This is a genomic window from Maribacter dokdonensis DSW-8 (genome assembly GCF_001447995.1).
In the GTDB taxonomy this organism is placed as follows: domain Bacteria; phylum Bacteroidota; class Bacteroidia; order Flavobacteriales; family Flavobacteriaceae; genus Maribacter; species Maribacter dokdonensis.
Genome location: NZ_LDPE01000001.1, coordinates 398,140 through 421,359, shown reverse-complemented (window position 1 = coordinate 421,359; position 23,220 = coordinate 398,140). Strand labels below are relative to the sequence as shown.

Genomic DNA, 23,220 nt, shown 5'->3' with positions numbered 1-23,220 from the left:
GGAAGTTCCCACGCTAAAAAGCGTGGGCAGGCTTTCCATTTCAATCTTTTGCAAAAAGGCAAAAGGATTTTCATTGCAATCCTTAACTCAAAAAAATGATCGTACTAATAGCACCGGAAAAAGATATTCCTAACGAAATTGAACTGCTACATCAATTGTTTCAGGAAGGTTTGGAATATTATCATCTAAGAAAACCTTTTAAGGACTATCAAGAACATTGTGATTATTTGAATTCGATAGATTCAAAATATCATAATAGGATCGTAGTACACTTACATCATGAGCTGATCAATGATTATCCTCTTAAAGGGTTGCATTTTCAAGAACAAATGCGAATAGATCATATTGATAACCCCGGTCAGTACTTTAAAAAATTGAATATGTATGGTAAAACCATAAGTTCCTCTTTTCATGACCCACAGGTATTGGAAGCTTGTGAATTTGAGTTCGATTACCATTTGCTGAGTCCCGTTTTTACATCCATCTCTAAAAAAGGATATGAAGGCAAAGGTTTTAATGTTAACCATAGTACTAAATTAATTATAGGTATGGGCGGTATTACCAATACCAACATAGCAGAAACCTTAAGTTTAGGATTTGGGGGAATTGGGGTCTTAGGCGGTGTATGGAATATGGACAACCCTATACAAAGCTTTATAAACTTAAAAACGGCATATGAACAGGCATGGATGAAAAAGCGGAAGGCACAAATAAAGAACAATACAAAAGGCAATTAAGCAGTAAAATATATGATTCCGAAATTACACTATATATCACAGGGACAAACACCCGAAGAGCATTTAGAGCACATTCAAAAAGCATGTACTGCAGGAGCGGAACTGGTGCAGCTACGCCTAAAGAAGTTACCGGGAAAAGTGGTTTGGGAAACCGCAAAAAAAGCAAGGGAGATCACGGAAAAATACCAGACGAGATTAATAATCAATGACTTTTATAAGATTGCAGCTTCGGTAAAAGCGGACGGAGTACATTTAGGAAAGACCGATACCTGCCCTACCGTTGCTAGAAAAGAACTGGCATCATGGCAAATTATTGGCGGTACGGCCAATACCTTAGAAGATTGTGAAGCTTTATTGGATAAGAAAGTGGATTATATAGGTCTAGGTCCTTTTCGTTTTACGAAGACCAAAGAAAATTTGAGTCCGGTTTTAGGCATAAACGGGTATTTGACCATCCTTGAAGAATTAAAATCGCAGGTACCGGTTATCGGCATAGGTGGTATTGTTTTGGAAGATGTTACGGAACTAATGAAAACCGGTGTTCATGGTATTGCGGTATCTGGCGAAATAACCCGAAACTTCAATTCCATATCAGAATTTAAAAAATTGATTAATGGAGGTCCGCTTGATGAGCAGCGTTGGATCTCAGACGAAAAAATAAAATAATATGTTACAGATCGCAGATAAAAAGTTTAGTTCACGATTGTTCACAGGGACAGGGAAATTTAGCTCGTCGTCATTAATGAAAGAAGCTTTATTGGCTTCAGAAAGTGAGTTGGTCACCGTTGCCCTTAAACGTGTAGATGTGGAAGATACACAAGACGATATATTACGGCATTTACAACATGAACGTATAAATTTATTGCCCAATACATCTGGGGTGCGTACGGCAAAAGAAGCGGTATTTGCCGCCCAATTATCTCGTGAGGCTCTAGAGACCAACTGGGTGAAATTGGAAATACATCCTGATCCAAAATACTTGCTGCCAGACCCTTTAGAAACCTTAAATGCAGCGGAAGAGCTTGTGAAATTAGGTTTTGTGGTGATGCCCTACATACATGCCGATCCCGTTTTGTGCAAACGTTTGGAAGAAGTCGGTGTGCAAAGTGTAATGCCGTTAGGCGCTCCAATAGGCAGTAACAAAGGCCTGAAAACGCAAGATTTTCTGGAGATTATAATAGACCAGAGCAATGTTCCGGTTATCGTTGATGCCGGTATTGGGGCACCATCACATGCTGCCTTTGCGATGGAATTAGGTGCAGACGCAGTGCTGGTAAATACGGCAATAGCGGTTTCCCAACATCCTGTTGAAATGGCAAAAGCATTTAAAATGGCCGTAACAGCGGGCAGAATGGCCTATGAAGCAAAATTGGCTCCGGTAGTGCATAAAAAAGCCGAAGCAAGCAGTCCGTTAACCAGTTTCTTGAACTAAGCAACATGAGAAATTTTAAGTCAGTCTTTGATACCTATAATTGGGATAAAACCTTAGAGAGTATTTTTGTAAAAACGGAGCATGATGTGTTACGTGCACTGGGCAATTCTAAACACGATTTAGAAGATTTCAAAGCATTGATTTCGCCCGCTGCAAAACCTTATTTGGAGCAAATGGCGCAGTTAAGTAGGCAGTTGACCAAAAAGCGCTTTGGCAATACCATACAAATGTATTCGCCCATGTATTTAAGTAACGAATGCCAAAATATTTGTACCTATTGCGGATTTAGCATGACCAATAAAATACCGCGTAGAACCTTGACCGATGCTGAAATTTTAAAAGAAGTTGCCTATATAAAATCTAAAGGCTATGACCATATTCTTTTGGTAACCGGTGAGGCAAACAAAATAGTTGGTGTAGACTATATCAATAATGCCTTACAATTGATTCGTTCTCAATTTGCGAACATTACTATTGAAGTTCAGCCTTTATTGCAAGATGAATATGAGCTATTGATCGAAAGCGGATTGTATGCTGTGTTGGTATATCAAGAGACCTATCATAGGGACGAATACAAAAAACACCACCCAAAAGGTAAAAAGTCGAATTTCGATTTTAGGTTGGACACGCCCGATCGCTTGGGCAAGGCGGGTATTCATAAAATTGGATTAGGTACTTTATTCGGGCTGGAAGATTGGCGAGCCGATAGTTTTTTTACAGCACTACATTTAAAATATTTACAGAAAACCTATTGGAAGACAAAATACTCCATTTCTTTCCCTCGGTTAAGACCACATTCGGGCGGGCTGGAACCTAAAGTTGAAATGACGGATCCAGATTTGGTGCAGCTAATTTGTGCTTTTCGGTTATTGGATGAAGATGTAGAACTTTCTATATCTACACGTGAAAGTGAAATATTTAGAAATAACATTGTCAATTTAGGCATTACCTCCATAAGCGCAGAATCCAAAACCAACCCAGGTGGGTATGCCGTAGCGCCAGAATCATTGGAACAATTTGAAATATCTGATGAAAGGCCAACGGAGGAAATTACAGAAATGCTGAAGGCACAAGGATTAGATGTGGTTTGGAAAGACTGGTCTAACAATTGGGGGTAAACATATTATTGGGGTAACATATATGTCGCCAAAACCTTAATTGTGAAATTCATTGTCCGTAACGGGATCATACCATTGCGCCGGACCTTGATGACGGTCCGAGATTGCAATATGTGCAACCGTTGAATTTGGAGTGGCACCATGCCAATGCTTAACATTTGGCAGGCATTTTACAGTCTCGCCATTACGCAATATACGCTTTGGTTCTCCTTCCTCTTGGTAATAACCTTCTCCTTGTGTTACAATCAATATTTGTCCTGCAGGATGTGAATGCCAATTGGTACGTGCACCGGGTTCAAAGGTGACTAAACCAGCATACATGGTATTTAATCCGTCTGGAGGGGCTAACATATTTAACCATGCAGTTCCTGTAAAGTGGTCATTGGTTATTTCCGTTCCTTTTGGGAATATAGTGTCTTGCTGCTTAAGGTGACTGGTTCCGCTACATCCAGCAATTACCATAACGATACTGATGTATATTAATTTTCTAATTAGCATTATATCTTATTTAATCTGTTACATTTTCTAGAACCTTGGCAAGAACATCTTTTGCAGTTTTTACGTGCTCAGGTGAAGCTGTGCGTTCTATAGTGGTTATAAAGTAATGCAGTTGAACTGGTTGCCAACCCACATTCAATGAAAGGTTTAGGTGACTGGTTAGCATGGGCTCTAAGGCACCTAAACTAGCTATGACAGAAATGGTCACCAGTTCACGTTGTTTATACGTAAGTACATCGCGCTCAAAAATATCGGCAAATAAGTGTTCTTTAAGAAACCTGTCCATTTCGGGTGAAAACTTTTGGTATTCCGGTTTAGGTCCGTCTAAGGATCTACCTATCAAAGTCTCTAAAATTTGCTTTCCTCGCATGTATTTTTCGCCTGTATCTGAAATAGGAGTTGCCTCTACTCCCCTTTCATCAATAACGCCCATTTCTTTACGGTCATCAAGCACTTGTAAAAAAGTTTGTAAACCACGAATACTTCTTGGGAACCCGGCATAGGCGTACACATGTACCAACACCTCTTTAATTTGGTTAACGGTGAGCTTATTATCCAGCCCATCATGGAGCGCAACCTTTAAGTTCTCTAAATCACCTTGTGCAGTATAACTTGCAATTTTGATGATGCTGGTTTCTTTATCAGTTAAAGCATTGTTTAAAGTTAATTCTTGCGCGTTAGATTGAAAACTGATAAATAATAATACCCAAAACAATACTGTTGCCGTAGTAAGGATATTGCTTAAACGTATTATAGGTTTAGTACTCAATTGCTTTAATTTCATAAGGGGTATATTAGTCTTTCAGTTGATCGGCAACGCTATCATAATATTCTTGAGATATCACTTCGGTCCATGTGGTGGGTTGTCCTCCTCCATAAATTGCTAAATAAGTGACATCACTATCCTTGGTTGAAGCGTGCCAGTGTTCTGTTTCTTTATCGCATTTAATCACATCGCCTGCTTTAAGTATCACAGGGTCTTTTCCTCTTTCTTGATAATAACCTTCACCGTCAACGTAAATAAGAATTTGAGAAGTTGAATGTTTGTGCCAGTCTAATGTAGAATTTGCCTTAAAAGTGGCTTTGGTAATATTAAAGTCGGTTTCATCATCTGCCTGTAATACACCGTTCAACCATGCTTCGCCAATATAATGCGTATTTGGTGCTTTAAAGCCTTCGTCTTTATATGAAGATACTTTGTAGTCCGTATTTTGGGCAAAAATGCAAATGGGAAGGATAAACAGTACTATTGTCATTAGATTTTTCATTTCCTTGTTTTTTAGTTTAATTTCTTTTCTTCTAGCCAATTGTACATCAGATCGGCTATTTCTTGATTATTTAAATCGGACATTGGGAAGTGTGTATTTCCCTTTATTCCTATTTCTGGTAAGACTACTAAAGTAACATCACCACCAGCATCGTTTAGTGTTTTTGTCCATTTACGCGCCATGGAAAGAGCGGCACGCCATTAATCTTGACCAGGGTTTTCAACCTCATTTTCAGGGATATAATCCCCATAATAAATTACTATAGGAATTTTGGTCAGTTTTTGAAACTCTTCCATAGCTATACCACTAGCACGTAATGTTCCGCCCACATAAGAAATTGGCTCAGGAATGTGATTTTCTGGAAATACAAAATTACTACCAGGTTCATACGCTACTATAGCTTTAATGCGATCATTCTTTAGAGCTGCACTCCAACCTTGTCCACCACTATGGGAATGAGTAACGAGAATTCCGTCACCAATTTTTCCGAATAATTGAGAAACCGCTTCAATATTAAGGTTGATGTTTAAAGGTCCCGTATCTGGAGTACTACGACGGAAAAATTGATCTAAAGCTTCAGGAGTTTTAGAAAATTGAACGTTTGGATAAAAACTTGTACCCTCGCCCAATCTAAAAATACCAAACCATAGTTGGTCTTCAGTTCTTGATTCCAATGTTTTTGGTTCTAAGCTTTGTCCTGCCAATCCTCTTCTGGGTTGATCCAATAAATAGATAGGATACCGTTTTTTAAGGAATATACTTTGAAACCCTTCCCTGCCATCTGTAGTACTTTGCCAAGTTCGCATGGACTGACCGTAACCGTGCCAAAATACTAGCGGAAGCTTACGGGGCCTTATAGGAATTTGATAGAATACTGACGCATGGTCTCCATGCAAAGTCTGCCCTTGGGTACTTTGATTTGAAGGATTAAAAGCACCATGGGTAATGGGGTCAAAAGTTCCAGGGCTTTTCTTAACCGAACCACCAACGGCAAAAGTCCCTTGTTTTTGAATAGAAATAATATCATTTGTTTCAACAGATGTATCTGCTATTTGCTTGTTTTGTTCATTACAACTAGCAAATAAAAGTAGGCTTGCAAGTACTAATGTATATTTTAGCTTTATCATGTATTACTTTGTTTAAATAGTCAATTTAATAAAGTTGTACCCTTTCCTAAATCTTTCTTTTTTTTGATAGAAAACTATAGTTTAAAAGAATACTCCATGTAAAATCGTCATCGGGCAATATTTGTGTGCTAATGCCTTTGTTTATAACTCCGGTCAATGAAAATGGACAGTTCTTCTTCGCTATGGTTAAAAATCCCGAAGTATAGTATCCCGTAAGTTCATCTGAAGTAAGATAATAAACTTGTGGCGTAAAGTTTAAAAATAACGAGTTTGAGAGAGCTATTTGGTTGAATGAAAGATTGAATACCAAAAAATTAGTTTCTTTCACTCCTTCGTCAAAACCTCGACCATATAAATAATACATACCTACTCCTATTTTATTGGTGATTTGATATTTAGGCACCACTTCTGCACCTAAGTATCTTCTAGATTCTAAAAGAGCTTCACTTTGTCCGTTACGTATGATATTGACCGTTCTAAAATTTAATCCCGGATGAGCCCCTAACCTTAAAGAGAACTTTTTATTTTCCATTGCTTTGTACCTGAACCAAAAAAGCATGGTCCATGGTTTGCCTTCGAGCGAAAAACGCATATCTGGTTCAAAACTGAATTTCTTTTTAATAAACTTTAAATCGAACAACAAAGCAGGATCACCTAAAGAAAAAGAAGGAACCAATGATACGCCATTATGGGTAATACTGGCAGTACCTCTAAAATCATCTAAAAACATGTTGTTTTTCTCTTGTTCATTTTCCTGCGAATAAGAGGTCATGCCTAATAGCAATAGCAAAAAAGTTCCTATCTTCTTCATTTAACGTGATTACATTGCCAAAATTAGGCTAAGAAAACAGGTACTATACTACCCGAATAACTGATGTTTATACCATTATTACTGATATTATCATTACACTTGATGATTTGTCTATCAATAGGTTATCTTTATTTTAAAATCAACCGGTCGTGAAAAATATATTGGAAATCAAAACCATTGCAGATTACTTTAAACTAAGAAATTACGAGGTACTTCACCCGTTGGTGGGTATTGTAGACTTTGTTAGGGTAGATGAAAGCGGATATACCAATAAATCCTATGATGGATTTCATTATAGCTGTTATGCTATTTTTTTGAAAGATGCCGTAGGCTGTAAATTAAAATACGGCGGTAGTTCATACGATTATGATGAGGGTACCTTGGTTTTTATGGCGCCCAACCAAACTATAGAATTTGGGGGGTATGAACCGGGTTATGTGCCAAAAGGTTATGCCTTGTTATTTCACCCGGACCTTTTATTGGGTACGGACTTGGCTAAAAAAATACATGAATTTAATTTCTTTGCCTACTCCAGTAATGAAGCCTTGCATCTGTCGGCAAAAGAGCGAAAAGTAATTTTGAGTTTATTGGATAAAATCCAATTTGAACTAGAACAGCCTATAGATAAGCATAGCAAGAATCTGATCGTTACCAATATTGAATTGTTTTTAGATTACTGCCTTCGTTTTTATGATCGTCAATTCATTACACGAGAAGTGGTGAACAAAGGAACCTTAGAAAAGTTTGACAACCTTCTAAGTAGCTATTTTTCTTCGGATAAGCCAAAAACCAATGGATTGCCGTCCGTAGGTTATTTTGCAGATGAACTACATTTATCTTCCAATTATTTTGGTGATCTGGTTAAAAAGGAAACCGGTAAATCTGCACAAGAATATATTCAATCAAAACTGATCGATGTGGCAAAAGAGAAAGTGTTCGATTCAAATAAATCGGTCAGTGAAATTGCTTATGAACTAGGATTTAAATATCCGCAACACTTTAGTCGGTTATTCAAGCAAAAGGTGGGACATTCACCAAAGGAATTCAGGGCCTCTCTGAATTAAACAGAGTAAAGACTATATATAAGCATTATTTAAATAAACCCTGCAAATTTTCTATAACACCAAGCGCCGCTTTTTCACCGGCAATCATTGCGGCATTTAATGAACCGTTTAATTGTACGTCACCTGCCAAATATATAGTTTCCGTCAAGCGAGTTTCAGAAGGTGATATTTCATATTGCAAATCACTTAGTTTTGGTAGTGACTTAGGAATGCTGTAGTGTTTTATAAATGAGCCAGTGGTAATACCACAAAATTCTTTTAGCTCCTTTTGTACTTGGTCAACAAGAGTATTCCCGGATAAGCCCTGATTATTCACCACGGTAACCGAGAGTAATTCTTTACCGCCATTTACGGATGTTTTGAGACCGGTATGGTAAACAATATTGTTGATCAATGTGTTTTGATCAGGAATTAATCCGATCAACGGTTTTTGAATTGCCCTGTCTTCCGTTTCAAAATATAAAGTATCACAACGCTGCCAATCAATTGTCTGATTCTTTAAGTTTTGAATTAAGCTACTAGCTTCAGTTGCAACGATAATAAAATCACTTACTATTTCTTGTCCATTTCTAAGAATAATTTTACCATCTACGACTGAGGATACGGCTGAGTCATACGTAACTGTAGTATTTTCTAATTTCTGTAATAATTGTTTAGGAATTTCTACAATGCCACCTTTAGGTAATGCAGCACTGCCTTCACCAAACATTTTATAAACAAACTCAAACATTCTGCTAGAGGTTTCTAGTTGGTCTTCTAAAAATATTCCGCTGAAGAATGGTTTGAAAAAATCATTGATCATACTTTCAGAGAAATCTAGTGCTTTTAAATAAGAAAGAGTAGATTGTTCTTTGTCTGAGAAAATCTCATCAATAGTTTTATTCTTAAGTCTAGTGTTTAATTTTAAAATTTTTAATTTGTCTGAAAATGAACCAATACTAGAAAAAAGAGTTGAAAACAGCAGCGATGTATCCCTTAGCGGATCACCTATTACCTCTTGTTTTTTATTCTTGAAAATTGACGCGCCAGGTAAAAAGTGTTGTAGCTCCAAAGATTTATAATCTAGATATTTTTGAGCAGCTGGATATGCAGTTAACAATACTTGAAAACCTTGATCTAATTGATAACCATTTATCTTATCTGTCTTTACCCTACCTCCAACTCTATCCGTAGCTTCAATAATTATAGGAGAAAATCCGTTTTGTTCTAAAACAGTCGCAGCTATCAATCCACTAACTCCGGCACCTATAATATGTATTTTATAATCCTGCTTATCCATGTTTACCTACTTCACTTTATTACTATTTCTAATTGAATAAGTTTAATTAAGAAAGCATTTCAATTTTTTTCATTATTTCATCGGCTTCAAAAGCTTTTTGATCGCTCATTTTTCTATTGGTGGTAGAAAGTTTATGAGCTTCACTCAACAATTTTTCATATTGAGATTGTAACTTTTCTTTTTCCGACTTTTTTTTAAATATTCCGAACATAATTTTAATATTACTCATGAATTTTATCTCTACAAATTAGACACTAAAAATACATAATGTTTAATTAATACAATAAATAGTTAAACAAAATAATCCAAACCTAGGTGTTATTGAAGTAATTAAGTTGAAATTTATACGTGCTAACATAAAAAAATACCGCTTAAAAACTTAGACATATGAATTTGTACGACTAAGTTTTTAAGCGGTATATGTTCTTGTTGAGCAGTACTAGTGCTGCTTATAACTATTCTTGAAATTAATTTTTGATAAGTCCTTGACCTTCAATCCAAGGAGCTCCAGATTTTTTCAATTCACCTTCAAGTGCTGGTAGTTCGGTTTCTATTATCGGCTGAAGCTTGGTCTTTACTTTCTTAAGCTGACTTTGTACACGACTTAAAAAGGCTTTATGTTCACCTGTTGGTCCGTAGGTAGTTCCTAAGGCTCTCCACCCTATTGAACTACCATCACTGGCTGTAGGGTTAGAACGTTCACCTATTTCTTCTTTTATCTCATCACCGTTTAACTCCTTATCGATAGCCAATAAGTTGTTTTTAGTATCGTATAATTTTTTATACAAATCTTCAGAAGGATTAGGTGCTTTGTTCAAGGCACGTAACATGGCATTAACGGTTTTTTGACTTGTGGACAAGGCAATATTTGTAGCTGTTAAATCTTGTTGAAAAGCAAAAGCAGCTTCTCTAAAATTACTGATTTCTTCATTTGACTTTCTAGGTAAAGCACTTTCAAATACAGGTGTTACATTAAATAATTCCGGACCTTGTAAAACAGTATTCACTCCATCTTCACGCTTCATTAATGTTACTGAATATTCGCCCGGTGTAACTATAATGCCACCTCCACGGCGACCACGTCTTCCTCTTGGGGCTTCTAAACGTTCTCCATTTTTATTTGGATAGCTCAAATTCCAGCTTACGCGATTAAAGCCTTCTTTGTTGGTACCTTTTACGCTGTTTATCACATTTCCGCTAGCGTCTTTGATTACCAATACGATTGATGGTCCATCTTGTAATTTCTCTTCTTCCAGCGCATCCCATCCAGGAAATTTGCCTGTACCTTTTTTCTCCGCAGCTTTACGAATGTCTTTTTTTGATTTTAGTTTATTAGACATGAAATAAGTAAATGTTGCGCCAAAAGGTGGGTTTTCACCTATCCATTCAGCATCACCTTGGCTACCTACCCTACTAGATGGTTTATACCATGGCACGGTTTTAACTGGGAAAAGTTTAGCCGAAGCACTAGCATCATACTCACGCAATGGTGAGATATCATCTAAAATATAGATACCTCTTGCGAACGATCCTGCAACCAAATCATTTTCTCGACGTTGTATGGTAATATCTCGGATAGGAATATTAGGCATACCATCTTCAAGCTTAGTCCATTTACCACCACCATTTAAGGTGACGTATACACCGAATTCAGTGGCAGCGAAAAGTATATCTTTTTTAACATGGTCCTGTACCAGTCTCCAAATCAGTAATTTATTCGGTAGGTTACCATTGATTAAAGTCCAAGATTTTCCTTTGTCACTACTTATAATAATATATGGTTTGTAATCTCCGTATTTATGATTGTCCAATGCAGCATATACCACATTTGCGTCAAAAAGATCAGCTCTAACATCATTTACAAAGGGAGTTTCAGGAACACCTTTAATGTTATTTAGGCTAAATTTTCTCCACGTTGCTCCACCATCTTCAGTAACTTGAATAAGTCCGTCATCCGTACCGGCATAAATTAAACCTTCCTGTTTTGGAGATTCAGCTAGTGAGGTTATGGTATTGTAATTAGACATCGCTTTAATATCCCAAGCATTGTCCCAGCTTTGCGATGTTCCATAATAAGGGAACTCCATCCGTTCTTGGTTCAATGTAAGGTCTTCTGAAATAGGTTCCCAAGCATCTCCCCTGTTTTCTGATTTCCATACACGTTGCGATGCAAAATATAAGCGAGTTGGGTTATGTGGACTCACAAGAATTGGAGCATCCCAGTTGAAACGTTCAAACGGGTCACCTTCCCTGGCTTGAGGTTGTATAAAAACACTTTCTAAAGTTTTACTATCAATTCTCCATAACGCCCCCTGCTGAAATTCACCATATGTAATATCAGGATTACCAGGTTCTGTAGCCGTTTGTGCACCATCCGCACCTAGGGTTTTCCACCAATCTGCACTAGCTATACCATCGGAACTTCTGGTACGTGAAGGTCCACCATGTGAACCATTATCTTGCGTGCCGCCATACACATTATAAAATGGTTTAGCATCGTCAACGGCAATTTTAAAATATTGGGTTATAGGCAGGTTTCTTACATATTTCCAGCTTTGGGTATTATCAAAACTTTCATATAAGCCACCATCAGTACCGATTAATAAATAATTTGGGTCCGATTTTTTAAATACCAGTGCATGACTGTCACTATGTTGGTTAGACCTGCTCATTTGTGTAAAGGTCTTCCCGTGGTCTTTAGTTACCAATGCACTATTGTTCATAAAGTAAACCGTACCTTCTTCATGTGGCGAAGCAATAATTTCTTGATAGTAATGTGGACCCGTACCACCAGAAACGGCATCAGATTGTTTAACCCAAGATTCTCCACCATTGTTGGACATATAGAAACCACCTTTGGTTCTGTCAAGCTCAAGCGCGGCATAGATAACTTCTGGGTTAAATGGGGACATGGCCAAGCCCGTTTTACCAAGATTAGATTTTGGGATACCATTTTTTAAAGGCTTCCAAGTTTCACCACCATCCGTACTTTTGTGAAGTCCAGAACCAGGACCGCCGCCTAAATAGCCGGCAACAGTTCTGTGTCTTTGCCATGTAGCCGCATATAGAACATCAGGATTGGTTGGATCTATTAGCATATCTGTTGCTCCTACCCATTCAGCATCACCCAAGGTACGTTTCCAAGTTTTACCACCATCTATAGTTTTATAGACACCACGATCGCCACCTTTACTCCATAAAGGACCCTGTGAAGCTACCCAAATGGTGTCGGAATCGGTAGGATGTACAATAATTTTGGAAAGGTGTTCAGAATTTTCTAGACCCATATTCTTCCATGTTTTACCATCATCATGACTAACATAGATCCCATCACCAAAACCGGCATGGCGACCACCTACGTTTTCACCTGTTCCTACCCAAATAGTGTGTGGATTACTAGGGTCTATGGTTACACAACCCATTGAATAGGCATCTTGTTTTTCAAAAATAGGTGTCCAGGTAGTTCCAGAATTCATTGTTTTCCACATGCCGCCAGAACCAACGGCTACGTACCAGATATTTTCATTTTCAGGATGAATAGCAATATCGGCAATACGACCAGAGGTCATTGCAGGACCAATATTTCTAAATTTTAGTCCACTAAAGGGATTTTTGTTTTTTTCTTGTGCACGCAAAGAGAACCCGATACTACTAATGCATAGCAATAGTAGTACAGTTTTAATAATAGTTTTCATAGTTTGATTGTAGTTTAATTTGTGTTGTAACTTCGAAATAGAAAATAAAGGGTAAAAGACAAGTTGAAAATCTACCAACTGTCCCTTAAAAAGAACTCAAATTTACTATTTAGATGTAGCTTCAAATTAGTGAAATTACTAGGGTTAAGAAGATTATTTAATACTCTTTTAACTTACAATTATAAATTTAATAGTTGTAGGGTATATTATTTAGAATTGGTTATTAAACAGTTGCGATTTTTAGTAATTTCTAATTAATATTTTTAAAGTAAATATAGTTTTGATCAATTTAATAAAAATTAATCCTTGCGCAATTTAGAAATTACTGCACCCACGTTCTTTTCTTCAAATTTCCCTATAAACTTAAGGGTATAGTTGATAAGAGTTGATTTCGGGGATTTAATGAATTCCCCTAATCGTAAAACCGCTAAATCCATTTGACGTATAGCGTTATCTTGATGACCAACGCCCAAGCCCCAAAGCAAATTGGCATTGTACCATGAAAATGCCCTAGCCTTGCCCAGACTAAAATTGATAATCTCTTCATCGGAATTCTTACCTGCAATGTCCAATAGAAAAAGTAAGGGAGAAACCCTACTTAATCTGTCTTGCATTTCATTGATGATATTACCAAGAATATTATTTACGATATTAAAATCATTTTCTATATCGCTAATTTGTTTGCCTTGCATTACAGCGCTTGCGGCTAATCCTAAATCAAGATTAATATGGGTATTGATACCTAACATGATATGCTGTAAAATGGTCAAAGGTTCATCTTTTGAACCAAAGGAAAATTGCCAAGATTTACTGATTGACGTCTGCTTTTTATAACCATTGTAGGCATCTAAATAGTAATTGGCGAAGGCTACATCAAAGATTTCCATTCGGGCATTGTCTTCAAAATTGCCTAGTATTATCTCCTTTTGAATTTCAGCGGTTACCCTTCTGTATAGATAAGCAAAATAACCAATGCGGCTATTCGTGACCATGGCATCATCAATAATGATGTCCAATTGGTCAAGTACCTGTTGTATGGTGGTTGCTCGGCTAATTTTGTGTATCTAGTTTATTGATGAAACGTATTTATAAAAAGAAAATTGAATTTCATTGTTCTAATGTAGAACATTTAAAATTTTTAAACTGCAAAATGGATACGCTAATATAAAGATTTACTCCACAATTTTAATATCTATAGATGTTCTGCTTTGCCAACCGGTTGCATCTGTAACCGAATATGCACAGTGGTAATCGCCCGTATCTATGTCATTTGGTATAGTTACCGGGATATTGATTTCATAACTGGACAAGGCGCCTTCAATAGTAAAGTTTTCCACATAGATCAAAGGATTTACAGCTGATTTAATTTCACCTAAATCACATTCTGTTACTTGGTCATCATGGGTATGGTGATCAAAATTATGATGTATGTCTATGCTGTATGCTGCAAGTTCACTATTATCCGTTACCATAGCTCTAAAATTATAGGTTTCTCCTCTAGTAAGTAACGCGCAACCTTGAGGAAATCCTGCCGTATAGTTAACTGTAATTGTAGGCTTTTCTTCATCAATTTCAACGCTGTCGTCACTAGTACATGCCGCAGTTAGCATTATAATGGATAAAATATAAAAATATTTAAAAGTAGATTTCATAAGATTAGATTTAAGACCGCACAGCATGTTGGTACGCCGTGCGGTTTTGTTTATAATTTAAGCAGTTACATCAATATGTGCTTCGTATGCTACGGTATTACCATCTTCATCTTCAACAGTAAAGATGATATGATATTCCCCAGCAGGAGCAGTAGCAGGTACATCTATATGTTCATGGAATTCCGCTTCCATTTCTTCATGGTAACCTTCTAAAAATTCTTCTTCAAAATCCCATGCTACTTCTCCTTCTCCAGGTGTAACTCCGTCTGCATGAATATCTACGGTTATACTATGTATACCATGCGCAGCTAGAATCATAAATTCAATATGGAAATCATCTCCTCTAGCTACTGTTTCTTCCATTTCAAAACCACTAATAGCTATGGCATCTAGTATTATAAGGTGACCATCTACTTCTGTGCTGTTCCCCAATTCATCGGTAACCAAAAGTTCAATATGGTATTCGCCAGAAGGAATGTTTGTTGGTACATCTACATGCTCATGAAATTCAGGATTAAGCACCAAGTATTTGGCATCTGTAAATACTTGTTCAAAATCCCAATCTACTTCTCCTTCTCCGGCAGTTACTTCATCGGAATGAATAGAAAGTGTAATACTACTTACGGTAGCATCTGCAGCAATTTCTGCTGCTAAATGAATATCTGAACCTTTAAAAGCGTATGCTTCTTCTGAATCATGATCATGATCATCATCCCCATCTTCGTCATGATGACCTTCACCAAATTCAAAATTGGTAATTACTGGAGCATTTAATTCAATAGCTCCTTCATCATCATCACTACTACATGATTGTAAAAAGAGTCCGACAGACGCAACGATTGCTAAAAATTTCAAATTTGGTTTCATAATAGTTGTTTTCATTGTTTTCATTTTTAATTTGATTACTGATTACTGATTACTGATTACTGATTACTGATTACTGATTACTGATTACTGATTACTGATTATTGATTATTGATTTCTGATTTTAAAAAGGTATTGTTAGGGACAATGAGATGTTTCTGCCAGCCTCCGGAACATCTATAAGTCTGTAAAAGCTGGTATGATTAAAGTATTTGGTATTGAATACGTTATTCAGTTTTATGCGCATTTCAAGTGGGGCGTTATTTCTAAACGCATCTAATTCTGATAAGAAAGACATGTTTAAAACTTGATAGCCATCTGTTTTTTCTTCGGGAGGAACAATGTCTTCTTGATCGGCTGTAATTCTAAAATCTGCGATCAATTGAGGTTTCTCAAAGAATAGCAGCTTGTTAAATTGATATTTTGCGGAAAGTAAGGCAGATAAAGGCGGTGAAAATGGCAACGTAAATCCTTCTTTTGGACCGCTCTGCTGTCTAGAATACACATATTCTACAGATGCATCTAATTGCAGATTTTTAAAAATAGAGGCACTTGCGTTGAACTCTCCTCCCATTCTAAAAACCTTAGCTTGTGTATATTCATAAATTTGTATGGTTTCAAAATAGCTTGAAGTTGGATTGAGGTAAATATAATTTTGAAAAAAATTCACGAACGGGCTAACCCCTACACTAAAAGTTTCTTCAGCATGGTCTACACTTAAATCTAACTGATATGATATTTCTGGGTCTAGATCAAGATTACCTTGCTCAAAACGGTACATGTGATAGTTGACACCGTCAGATGCTAATTCATTTGCCAAAGGCATTCTAAAACTTCTACCAATGTTAATTTTATAGCTGGTCTTATTTTGAATGTAGCTAAGCCCAAGAGAAGCACTAAGACTGCCAAAATCAAGAGTTTTGTTTTTAGACCTTTGCAGGTGTATATATGATGTGGAACCATCATCGTTATTTACTGTGGACGGGTACCAATCATAATGCGCTTTGGTGTCTACCCTACCAATATCATAGCGTAAACCTGCTAGCAAATGAAGATTGGAATTTACCTTAAACTGATCATAGCCAAAAACACCAGCAGTAAACCGATTGTATTCCGGGATTAAAAAGCCCCATCCTCCTATATTATTATTTTGGTATTCCGTATTTAAGCCCAAGACCAGGTTATGTTGGTCAGTGGGTTTGAACGTATCACGAAAATTTAGGGAATAGGTATTTTTAATAAACAATCTTTCCTTGGTATCGGGCGGTGTTGGCATATACCCATGTGGTACGGGTTCTGAATGCTCTTCCCTATTGTTATTTTGGTAGCCAAGGTCAATGTTTAAAATATGTGCACCCGCGCTTAAAACAGTATTGTTGGTAATTTTAAAGTGGTTTACTTTATGATATGGAAGATCAATATCTCTGTTAGAGATGTCATAATCTATACTGGAAGTTCTTACCTCCAAACCATGTGCATTCGCAAAGAATCCGTTTTTCGCATTAACATTGCTAAAGACGGTTTCAGATTTAATACCCTCAGAGACAAAACCTATACCTAAACTTGCATCAGCCTCATATCCGGCTGTATTTCTTAAATTATTTTCATGCAATTCAAATATGTAATTTTCATAATTGATTCTATCTGCAGGTACTTTGTAATCTCCGTAATCTCTATATGTTAATCTTCCGCGATAAAACCATTTATCTTTTCTAGCCGTAATACCTGTAGAAACACCCAGCAAATCATTATTGCTTTCACCTAGAATATTCACTTCACCATTAAAAGAATTGGTTAACGGAGTTTTATTCGGTTGAATATCTACAACACCCGCTATAGCGTCTGAACCATACAATAAAGAAGCCGGTCCTTTAATAATACGTATGTTTTCAATGCCGTGCTGGTCAATTTCCAGTCCGTGGTCATTGCCCCATTGTTGTGCTTCATGTTTTATGCCGTTTTGTACGACGGCAACCCTATTAAACCCTAAACCGCGAATTACAGGTTTAGATTGCCCGGAACCTATGTTAATAGTACTTACACCGGCAATTTTGCTCAAAGTTTGCATTAAGGTGTTTTCCCTATTTTGTTCTAGAAACTCCTTTGATACGGTTTGTGTAACAATCGGTACTTCTTTGGCTTCCCTATTTTTGGTCTTTCCGTTGACTTTTACCTCCTCTAGTTCAGTGGCAGCTTCAAGTAAAAAAACTTTTATTTCCTTTATGTTTTGCTGTACTTCAACATTCATGGTTGCAGGCTGGCACCCAATATGTGATACGGTAAAGGAGTAAGTACCTTCAGCTACATTGTTTATCGTAAAAGCTCCATCTTCCATAGAAACGGCATACAAATTTTTACTAACAATAGTGGCGCCTTGTGCCGGTGATAAGTCTTTAGCATGTAACACAACACCTTTAATTTGATAAGTATTTTGTGCAAGTGCCATTGAGTATAGACCAAAGAATAGCCATATACCCAGTATTTTATAAAACATAATAATGAACTATAAGAGTTGAATTATTGCTCTTTAAAAAAGCAAAATGATAGAGGTGCGTTTAGCTTAAAAGTGTATGAATTGAGTCTATATAGCCAAATAGTATAAGGTATATAGATCGGACAACTTTTAGCATAAATTGTAGTGAAACTTATAGCAATACAGGTGGAGGTCTAGAGAATAGTGCCTTGGTAACAATAGTACTATCTATTGTAAAATGGTAATTGGTGACAATTTCAAGTGGTATTATAAATTCAGGATTCTCTATTCCGAAATAGCTTGAACTGGGGGAAATAGTTGGGGTAAAGTTATTTATTATGGCATAATCGCAAATAATGCAAGTATCATGCTCTTGTTCATCATTTGAATGGGATAAAACATGTAGTCCAGACACATTCGTGAAAAGATAAAGTACTAGAAGTATTCTAGTTATACTATGTTTTATACGACTACCCTTCATTGAAAATTTATGATTGTAATAAGCTTTAATGATCTATATCTTTTCCTGTCCAATAATTTTTAAAAACTCATTACGTATATCGGTCTCTGAAAAACGACCGCCAAACTCTAAGGTTGTGGTAAAACTGCTCTGGTCTTTAATTCCTCTAGAAGATACACAAAGGTGCTTGGCGGTTACTGAAACAATAACGTCTTCAGTACCCAATGCTTCTTGCAGGTCGTTTAAGATTTGAAGAACCAGTCTTTCTTGAACCTGAGGACGACGAGCATAATAATCTACTAAGCGATTGATTTTTGACAAACCAATAACTTTATCTTTTGGTATGTATGCAATATTTGCATGCCCGGTAATGGGTAAAAAATGATGCTCGCAAGATGAATCTATAGTGATGTTTTGCTCAATAAGCATTTTCTTGTATTCATACTTATTTTCAAAAACCGAAAGCTTCGGTTTGTTTTTTGGGTTTAAACCATAAAACAATTCTTTTACATACATTTTTGCGAAACGGTATGGCGTACCGGATAAACTATCATCGGTTAAATCTAAACCTAGCTCTTCCATGATTTTGGCAAAATGATGCTGAATGTTTTCTATTTTTTCATCATCGCTTTTAGCAAAAGCATCAGTTCTTAACGGGGTTTCTATGCTTGAGGAAAAGTGGTTATCCCCTACTATCTCTATTTGTTCTTTATTCTTCATGTATACAACAATTATCCGTAGCGCATTTACAATGATTTCTATTATACAAATGCAATGTAACTAATGCAATAGCAGGAATATAAATAGCAAATTCTGGTATTGGGAAAAGGTCTAATTTTTCATTTAGAATTATTACCGCCAGTACAGACCAACTTAACCAAAGCATTGGTTTTATCCATTTTACTGTTGTGTTTTTTGTTGACCAAAATATGGCAAGAAATGAAATAGCCAAGAACACGTAATCTAAAGATTTCCACCACACAGGCGGACCACTGTGAAAGGTTGCTGCGCTAGCTTGAGCCAGAAATAGAAATGGAGTGGCAATACAATGAATAAGACATAAGGAACTGGCAAAAGTTCCTAAAATGTCAGATTTTTGTTTAATTAATAGCATTGATGTTATTGTTAATACAACTGAGTTGCAAATGTAATCATAATATTTGTTAATGCAACAAAGTTGCGTTATATTTGTTTTATGGGAGTAATTAGAAAAACAAAGGCTGTTGAGGTTTTACTTAATGAGTTTAGCACAGGCTCAGTGGCCATTTCTGCAAAAACTTTAATTGAGCAGTTAGGAGATACGTTCAATAAAACCACTATTTATCGTGTATTGGATAAGTTGGAAGATGATGGAGTTCTACACTCCTTTTTAGGGAAAGATGGATTAAAATGGTATGCAAAATGCAACGGCTGTACCTCTAAAGAACATAAAGATGTTCATCCACATTTTCAATGTTTACAATGTGGTAAGGTAGATTGTTTGCCCGTACATGTATCACTTCCCGAAATTCCAAACAGAAAAATAGAGATATCACAATTATTGATACAAGGTAAGTGCGAAGCATGTTTTGTTTAAATTAACTTGCGGTCACGGATATGGTGAGCCGTTTGTCAATAATTAGTACAGTCTTGACAGGTATAAACCTAAGAAGGTTATAAGGAACAAAAGGCTAGAAGAAATTCTAGCCTTCTACTTTTGTGGCAAACACTGGTTTAACAGGATATTTTAGGCACCTGTTTTTACAGATAAATGTATTGAATAAGAGAGATTTCAATGTCTTGTTTCAACATTTGAAGACCTTTTTAAACCGTTCAACCGAATTAATTTTTCATTTTGAGACAATAGGATACTTTTCCCTCTTTAAACTCGAAAAGTATGAAACTCGAACTAGTTATTGTAGATGACTCTCATCTTTGGTTGTCCTTGGCTGAAAAGTTGGCTGCAAGCCACCCTTTAGTAGGTAAAATAACCACTTTTGAAGATTCTTATGATGCATGGGTACATATACAGATCAACAAACCTCAGTTTGTAATTTCAGATATAGAAATGCCTGGTATGAACGGACTCTCATTTTTAGAAATGTTCAGTGATAGGTTGCCCTTTATATCAACCTCAACCAAACAAGAATTTGAAGTAGTGGCAAAAGAGCTTGGTTGTATAGATTTTGTAGCAAAACCTTTTACAAAATCAGATATTCATAATGCAATTGATGAGGTTTATAGCCACATGTTTGGCGAAAAAGTAAGTAATTATAAGTAGGTTATCGTGTAACTATAAATGTCTGGTTATACCTGCTTTTTGCAGAAGATTCTATACAAGTACTTGTTTGTAACAATTGTATTTGAACTTGACAAAGATTCTTCAAAGATTGAGTTGTATGTAATTAATTTATTTGTAGTGCGTTATAGAATTTCTAAAATTCTTAAACCATTAACAAATGAAATTCAAAACTTTATCATTAGTAGCATTACTTTTAATATTATCAAATTTATCAGCACAACACAAAGGTACAGTAACCTTTAAAAATGGAGATGTTAAAGAGGGTATAGTAGAAAATAAGGGTAGTAAGATTCTATTTACAGTAGAAGGTTCAGAAACCGCTAAAATTGCACATGAAGAAATTGAGCATATAAAGACAGGTGACATTGAATATTTTAGAACCTCCGCAAAATCTAAGAAATTAGAGGAATATCAAGTTATGGTTTATGGCAGTACTATGCTTTTGGCCAAAAATATTCAAACCAATTATGGTAGTATACAAACTGATTACGATACCTATTCTGTACAAAGTGGAAACTTAACCGCTAGTCAAACAAAACAGGTATCAAGAAGAGTTGTAAGGGGACCAAGTACCAGAGGTACTATTATTAAATACTTCATTAAAAAGCCAGGTTCGGATCTTGAACAGGTATATAGGCTAATTGTCGGCGATGTAGACTGGATCGGATACAAGAAAAAGGTGAAGAAGCAATTAGGAGACTGCAAAGCACTTATTGATAAAATGAACAATGGGGACTTTAAAGATGATGAATATGGTAAGGGAGCAGAATTAGCAGCTATTGTCCTGTATTATAATCAAAACTGTAGTAAGTAATTAAATACGCTCCTTGAACATCGTCAAAATAGTCAACAATGAATATATCAAAGCCTATAGTAATCTATAGGCTTTTATTTTTATAGTATATTGCATCTTAAGCTTTAAAGGCTGTTAAATATAGTAGTACGGATTATTATAGATAAAGGAATTAATTTAGATTAATGGGGCAAGAACCATCTATTTGTGAAGAGCAGGTTTACAATCAAGTGTATAGAACCCATGCAGAAAGTTTACGTAATTACCTGTATTACAAATTTGGGGATATGCAACGTGCAGAGGATATTGTGCATGATTCATTCGTGAAATTGTGGTCTAAATGTAGTGCCGTACTTTACAATAGGGTAGCTGGTTTTTTATATAAAATGGCAAGAAACCTTATGATAGATACGCTCCGTAATAAAAAAGTAGCATTAAAATTTGAAAGGGGTTTAGTGCTTGAACAAGAGAATGAAGATCCTTATTTTAAACTTAGAACCAAAGAGTTTAGGTTAAAGCTTGAAACTGTTATATCTAATCTGCCAGAAAAGCAAAGAGAAGCTTTTTTAATGAACAGGATAGATAAATTAACCTATAAAGAAATTGCATTAAGATTAGAAGTTAGTGAAACAGCAATTGAGAAACGCATTTCAAAAGCCTTGATAAAATTGAACAATATTTCAGAAATTAAAGATTTTTCAATTTAACGGGTTGGTTAAATAGTTTTTCAAACGTATTAGTGGTATGAGCAAGCATTTAGAAGATAATAATTTAATTGCCCGTTGGATGGATGATCGTTTAAGTGACGAGGAGAAAGAACAACTGAAAGCATCGGGTGAATTAGATGCGCTCAAAACGGTTATAGATGATATTGATACTTGGAAAGTTAAACCATTTAATGCAGATGCGGGTTTGTCCAGATTAAAAGAAGCGAATGCTACGGTTGTACCTATCAAAAAATCTACAAATAAAAATTGGTTGGGTATTGCCGCAGGTTTGGCCGTACTATTTACATGTAGCATCGTTTGGTATTTTATGTCTACCGGGGCAACTACCATCACAACCGAAATTGCAGAAAATAAAACAATAGACTTGCCATTGGGTTCACAGGTAGCAATTGATGCTGGTTCTAGTATTACGTATAATGAAAACAAATGGGAAGAAAGTAGGCTTGTTACACTTAAAGGGCAAGCTTATTTTAAGGTGACCAGTGGGTCACCATTTGTGGTCAATACACCTACAGCACAAGTTTCGGTTTTAGGAACACAATTCAATATCAATACACAAAATAATCAATTTAAAGTGTATTGTTATGAAGGTAAAATAAAAGTTTCATACCAAGAAAATGACAAAATAATAACCATGGGTCAAAGCGTAACGCTGCATAATGGAGAACTCCAATTAACAACCCATCAATTGTCTCGTCCAGATTGGATGAGCGGTATTAGCAATTACGAAAAAACACCGCTAAAAAATGTAATTGCTGATGTTAAACGATATTATAATGTGGAAATAGATCTTCCCAAAGCTTATGAGTCATTACAATTTACAGGAACAATAGAACATAAAGATTTGCAACATACTCTTACCACTATTTTTACCACTATGGAGATTGAATACCGGATTAAAGACCGTAATAAGGTTATTTTTGAATAACATTGAATCAGT

Annotated in this window: 26 protein-coding genes; 10 read left to right on the top strand and 16 right to left on the bottom strand. The window is 36.1% G+C overall.

What is annotated here, in order from left to right:
- The first annotated feature begins 95 nt into the window (after positions 1 to 95).
- The 4 genes from I600_RS01940 to thiH are packed head-to-tail and all read left to right on the top strand — an operon-like array spanning position 96 to position 3,287.
- Positions 96 to 737: a thiamine phosphate synthase gene (locus I600_RS01940; RefSeq protein ID WP_058102823.1), complete on the top strand. Its 642-nt coding sequence runs from the start codon at positions 96 to 98 to the stop codon at positions 735 to 737.
- Positions 738 to 749: 12 nt separating this feature from the next.
- Entirely contained in the window at positions 750 to 1,403 is a 654-nt protein-coding gene (gene thiE, locus I600_RS01935) for a thiamine phosphate synthase (RefSeq protein WP_058102822.1), read from the top strand.
- Between the two features lies 1 nt (position 1,404).
- Positions 1,405 to 2,169 carry a thiazole synthase gene (locus I600_RS01930; protein WP_058102821.1) on the top strand — a complete coding sequence of 255 codons (765 nt, stop codon included), beginning with the start codon at positions 1,405 to 1,407 and terminating at the stop codon, positions 2,167 to 2,169.
- Between the two features lie 5 nt (positions 2,170 to 2,174).
- Complete coding sequence (gene thiH, locus I600_RS01925; protein ID WP_058102820.1) at positions 2,175 to 3,287, top strand: 2-iminoacetate synthase ThiH; 1,113 nt, start codon at positions 2,175 to 2,177, stop codon at positions 3,285 to 3,287.
- Positions 3,288 to 3,323: 36 nt separating this feature from the next.
- On the opposite strand, the gene I600_RS01920 is transcribed toward thiH, so the two are convergent.
- Genes I600_RS01920 through I600_RS01900 form a run of 6 tightly spaced genes read right to left on the bottom strand, consistent with a single transcriptional unit; the run spans position 3,324 to position 6,991 of the window.
- Positions 3,324 to 3,785 (bottom strand): cupin domain-containing protein, encoded by a 462-nt coding sequence (locus tag I600_RS01920; RefSeq protein ID WP_058102819.1) that lies wholly within the window; start codon positions 3,783 to 3,785, stop codon positions 3,324 to 3,326.
- Positions 3,786 to 3,795: 10 nt separating this feature from the next.
- Positions 3,796 to 4,569 (bottom strand): carboxymuconolactone decarboxylase family protein, encoded by a 774-nt coding sequence (locus I600_RS01915; RefSeq protein WP_058102818.1) that lies wholly within the window; start codon positions 4,567 to 4,569, stop codon positions 3,796 to 3,798.
- Between the two features lie 10 nt (positions 4,570 to 4,579).
- Positions 4,580 to 5,053, bottom strand: coding sequence for a cupin domain-containing protein (locus I600_RS01910; RefSeq protein ID WP_058104243.1), 474 nt, complete (start codon positions 5,051 to 5,053; stop codon positions 4,580 to 4,582).
- An 11-nt stretch (positions 5,054 to 5,064) separates the two neighbouring features.
- Positions 5,065 to 5,235, bottom strand: a complete 171-nt coding sequence (locus I600_RS19440; RefSeq protein ID WP_245188826.1) for a hypothetical protein — start codon at positions 5,233 to 5,235, stop codon at positions 5,065 to 5,067.
- A gap of 18 nt (positions 5,236 to 5,253) precedes the next feature.
- Entirely contained in the window at positions 5,254 to 6,180 is a 927-nt protein-coding gene (locus I600_RS01905; RefSeq protein WP_245188825.1) for an alpha/beta hydrolase, read from the bottom strand.
- A gap of 46 nt (positions 6,181 to 6,226) precedes the next feature.
- On the bottom strand, positions 6,227 to 6,991 hold the full coding sequence (locus tag I600_RS01900) for a hypothetical protein (RefSeq protein ID WP_058102817.1): 765 nt from the start codon (positions 6,989 to 6,991) through the stop codon (positions 6,227 to 6,229).
- A gap of 149 nt (positions 6,992 to 7,140) precedes the next feature.
- Here I600_RS01900 and I600_RS01895 point away from each other — a divergent pair, with 149 nt between their 5' ends.
- The gene (locus I600_RS01895) at positions 7,141 to 8,055 is read left to right on the top strand and encodes a helix-turn-helix domain-containing protein (protein WP_058102816.1); all 915 of its coding nucleotides are present in this window, start codon (positions 7,141 to 7,143) and stop codon (positions 8,053 to 8,055) included.
- Between the two features lie 25 nt (positions 8,056 to 8,080).
- On the opposite strand, the gene I600_RS01890 is transcribed toward I600_RS01895, so the two are convergent.
- From I600_RS01890 to I600_RS01845, 10 genes are all read right to left on the bottom strand, one after another.
- Complete coding sequence (locus tag I600_RS01890; protein WP_058102815.1) at positions 8,081 to 9,334, bottom strand: NAD(P)/FAD-dependent oxidoreductase; 1,254 nt, start codon at positions 9,332 to 9,334, stop codon at positions 8,081 to 8,083.
- 46 nt (positions 9,335 to 9,380) lie between these two features.
- Positions 9,381 to 9,545, bottom strand: a complete 165-nt coding sequence (locus I600_RS01885) for a Lacal_2735 family protein (protein WP_058104242.1) — start codon at positions 9,543 to 9,545, stop codon at positions 9,381 to 9,383.
- A 256-nt stretch (positions 9,546 to 9,801) separates the two neighbouring features.
- Positions 9,802 to 13,029, bottom strand: coding sequence for a WD40/YVTN/BNR-like repeat-containing protein (locus tag I600_RS01880; protein ID WP_058104241.1), 3,228 nt, complete (start codon positions 13,027 to 13,029; stop codon positions 9,802 to 9,804).
- A 299-nt stretch (positions 13,030 to 13,328) separates the two neighbouring features.
- Positions 13,329 to 14,066 carry a DUF5995 family protein gene (locus I600_RS01875; RefSeq protein WP_262493597.1) on the bottom strand — a complete coding sequence of 246 codons (738 nt, stop codon included), beginning with the start codon at positions 14,064 to 14,066 and terminating at the stop codon, positions 13,329 to 13,331.
- Between the two features lie 135 nt (positions 14,067 to 14,201).
- Positions 14,202 to 14,681, bottom strand: coding sequence for a DUF4625 domain-containing protein (locus I600_RS01870; RefSeq protein ID WP_058102813.1), 480 nt, complete (start codon positions 14,679 to 14,681; stop codon positions 14,202 to 14,204).
- A gap of 57 nt (positions 14,682 to 14,738) precedes the next feature.
- Complete coding sequence (locus tag I600_RS01865; protein WP_082642932.1) at positions 14,739 to 15,563, bottom strand: DUF4625 domain-containing protein; 825 nt, start codon at positions 15,561 to 15,563, stop codon at positions 14,739 to 14,741.
- Positions 15,564 to 15,669: 106 nt separating this feature from the next.
- Entirely contained in the window at positions 15,670 to 18,039 is a 2,370-nt protein-coding gene (locus tag I600_RS01860) for a TonB-dependent receptor (RefSeq protein WP_058102812.1), read from the bottom strand.
- A 151-nt stretch (positions 18,040 to 18,190) separates the two neighbouring features.
- Positions 18,191 to 18,433 (bottom strand): hypothetical protein, encoded by a 243-nt coding sequence (locus I600_RS01855; protein ID WP_058102811.1) that lies wholly within the window; start codon positions 18,431 to 18,433, stop codon positions 18,191 to 18,193.
- Positions 18,434 to 18,532: 99 nt separating this feature from the next.
- The gene (folE, locus tag I600_RS01850) at positions 18,533 to 19,198 is read right to left on the bottom strand and encodes a GTP cyclohydrolase I FolE (protein ID WP_058102810.1); all 666 of its coding nucleotides are present in this window, start codon (positions 19,196 to 19,198) and stop codon (positions 18,533 to 18,535) included.
- Positions 19,188 to 19,592: a MerC domain-containing protein gene (locus I600_RS01845; protein ID WP_058102809.1), complete on the bottom strand. Its 405-nt coding sequence runs from the start codon at positions 19,590 to 19,592 to the stop codon at positions 19,188 to 19,190. Before I600_RS01845 ends, folE begins: the two co-directional genes overlap by 11 nt.
- An 81-nt stretch (positions 19,593 to 19,673) precedes the next feature.
- Here I600_RS01845 and I600_RS01840 point away from each other — a divergent pair, with 81 nt between their 5' ends.
- From I600_RS01840 to I600_RS01820, 5 genes are all read left to right on the top strand, one after another.
- Positions 19,674 to 20,054 (top strand): Fur family transcriptional regulator, encoded by a 381-nt coding sequence (locus I600_RS01840; protein ID WP_058102808.1) that lies wholly within the window; start codon positions 19,674 to 19,676, stop codon positions 20,052 to 20,054.
- A gap of 300 nt (positions 20,055 to 20,354) precedes the next feature.
- Positions 20,355 to 20,738, top strand: coding sequence for a response regulator (locus I600_RS01835; RefSeq protein WP_058102807.1), 384 nt, complete (start codon positions 20,355 to 20,357; stop codon positions 20,736 to 20,738).
- Positions 20,739 to 20,916: 178 nt separating this feature from the next.
- Positions 20,917 to 21,573: a hypothetical protein gene (locus I600_RS01830; protein WP_058102806.1), complete on the top strand. Its 657-nt coding sequence runs from the start codon at positions 20,917 to 20,919 to the stop codon at positions 21,571 to 21,573.
- A 164-nt stretch (positions 21,574 to 21,737) separates the two neighbouring features.
- On the top strand, positions 21,738 to 22,259 hold the full coding sequence (locus I600_RS01825; protein WP_058102805.1) for an RNA polymerase sigma factor: 522 nt from the start codon (positions 21,738 to 21,740) through the stop codon (positions 22,257 to 22,259).
- Between the two features lie 37 nt (positions 22,260 to 22,296).
- Complete coding sequence (locus I600_RS01820) at positions 22,297 to 23,208, top strand: FecR family protein (protein ID WP_058102804.1); 912 nt, start codon at positions 22,297 to 22,299, stop codon at positions 23,206 to 23,208.
- The last annotated feature ends 12 nt before the right edge of the window (positions 23,209 to 23,220 follow it).

Bases quoted from the DNA above. Each gene is read 5' to 3' on its own strand.
- thiH (WP_058102820.1), top strand. From the start codon at position 2,175: ATGAGAAATTTTAAGTCAGTCTTTGATACCTATAATTGGGATAAAACC.
- folE (WP_058102810.1), bottom strand. From the start codon at position 19,198: ATGAAGAATAAAGAACAAATAGAGATAGTAGGGGATAACCACTTTTCC.
- I600_RS01830 (WP_058102806.1), top strand. From the start codon at position 20,917: ATGAAATTCAAAACTTTATCATTAGTAGCATTACTTTTAATATTATCA.
- I600_RS01865 (WP_082642932.1), bottom strand. From the start codon at position 15,563: ATGAAAACAACTATTATGAAACCAAATTTGAAATTTTTAGCAATCGTT.
- I600_RS01905 (WP_245188825.1), bottom strand. From the start codon at position 6,180: ATGATAAAGCTAAAATATACATTAGTACTTGCAAGCCTACTTTTATTT.
- I600_RS01890 (WP_058102815.1), bottom strand. From the start codon at position 9,334: ATGGATAAGCAGGATTATAAAATACATATTATAGGTGCCGGAGTTAGT.
- I600_RS01930 (WP_058102821.1), top strand. From the start codon at position 1,405: ATGTTACAGATCGCAGATAAAAAGTTTAGTTCACGATTGTTCACAGGG.
- I600_RS01825 (WP_058102805.1), top strand. From the start codon at position 21,738: ATGGGGCAAGAACCATCTATTTGTGAAGAGCAGGTTTACAATCAAGTG.
- I600_RS01915 (WP_058102818.1), bottom strand. From the start codon at position 4,569: ATGAAATTAAAGCAATTGAGTACTAAACCTATAATACGTTTAAGCAAT.
- I600_RS19440 (WP_245188826.1), bottom strand. From the start codon at position 5,235: ATGGCGCGTAAATGGACAAAAACACTAAACGATGCTGGTGGTGATGTT.
- thiE (WP_058102822.1), top strand. From the start codon at position 750: ATGATTCCGAAATTACACTATATATCACAGGGACAAACACCCGAAGAG.
- I600_RS01860 (WP_058102812.1), bottom strand. From the start codon at position 18,039: ATGTTTTATAAAATACTGGGTATATGGCTATTCTTTGGTCTATACTCA.
- I600_RS01870 (WP_058102813.1), bottom strand. From the start codon at position 14,681: ATGAAATCTACTTTTAAATATTTTTATATTTTATCCATTATAATGCTA.
- I600_RS01835 (WP_058102807.1), top strand. From the start codon at position 20,355: ATGAAACTCGAACTAGTTATTGTAGATGACTCTCATCTTTGGTTGTCC.
- I600_RS01820 (WP_058102804.1), top strand. From the start codon at position 22,297: ATGAGCAAGCATTTAGAAGATAATAATTTAATTGCCCGTTGGATGGAT.
- I600_RS01880 (WP_058104241.1), bottom strand. From the start codon at position 13,029: ATGAAAACTATTATTAAAACTGTACTACTATTGCTATGCATTAGTAGT.
- I600_RS01920 (WP_058102819.1), bottom strand. From the start codon at position 3,785: ATGCTAATTAGAAAATTAATATACATCAGTATCGTTATGGTAATTGCT.
- I600_RS01900 (WP_058102817.1), bottom strand. From the start codon at position 6,991: ATGAAGAAGATAGGAACTTTTTTGCTATTGCTATTAGGCATGACCTCT.
- I600_RS01910 (WP_058104243.1), bottom strand. From the start codon at position 5,053: ATGAAAAATCTAATGACAATAGTACTGTTTATCCTTCCCATTTGCATT.
- I600_RS01840 (WP_058102808.1), top strand. From the start codon at position 19,674: ATGGGAGTAATTAGAAAAACAAAGGCTGTTGAGGTTTTACTTAATGAG.
- I600_RS01940 (WP_058102823.1), top strand. From the start codon at position 96: ATGATCGTACTAATAGCACCGGAAAAAGATATTCCTAACGAAATTGAA.
- I600_RS01885 (WP_058104242.1), bottom strand. From the start codon at position 9,545: ATGTTCGGAATATTTAAAAAAAAGTCGGAAAAAGAAAAGTTACAATCT.
- I600_RS01845 (WP_058102809.1), bottom strand. From the start codon at position 19,592: ATGCTATTAATTAAACAAAAATCTGACATTTTAGGAACTTTTGCCAGT.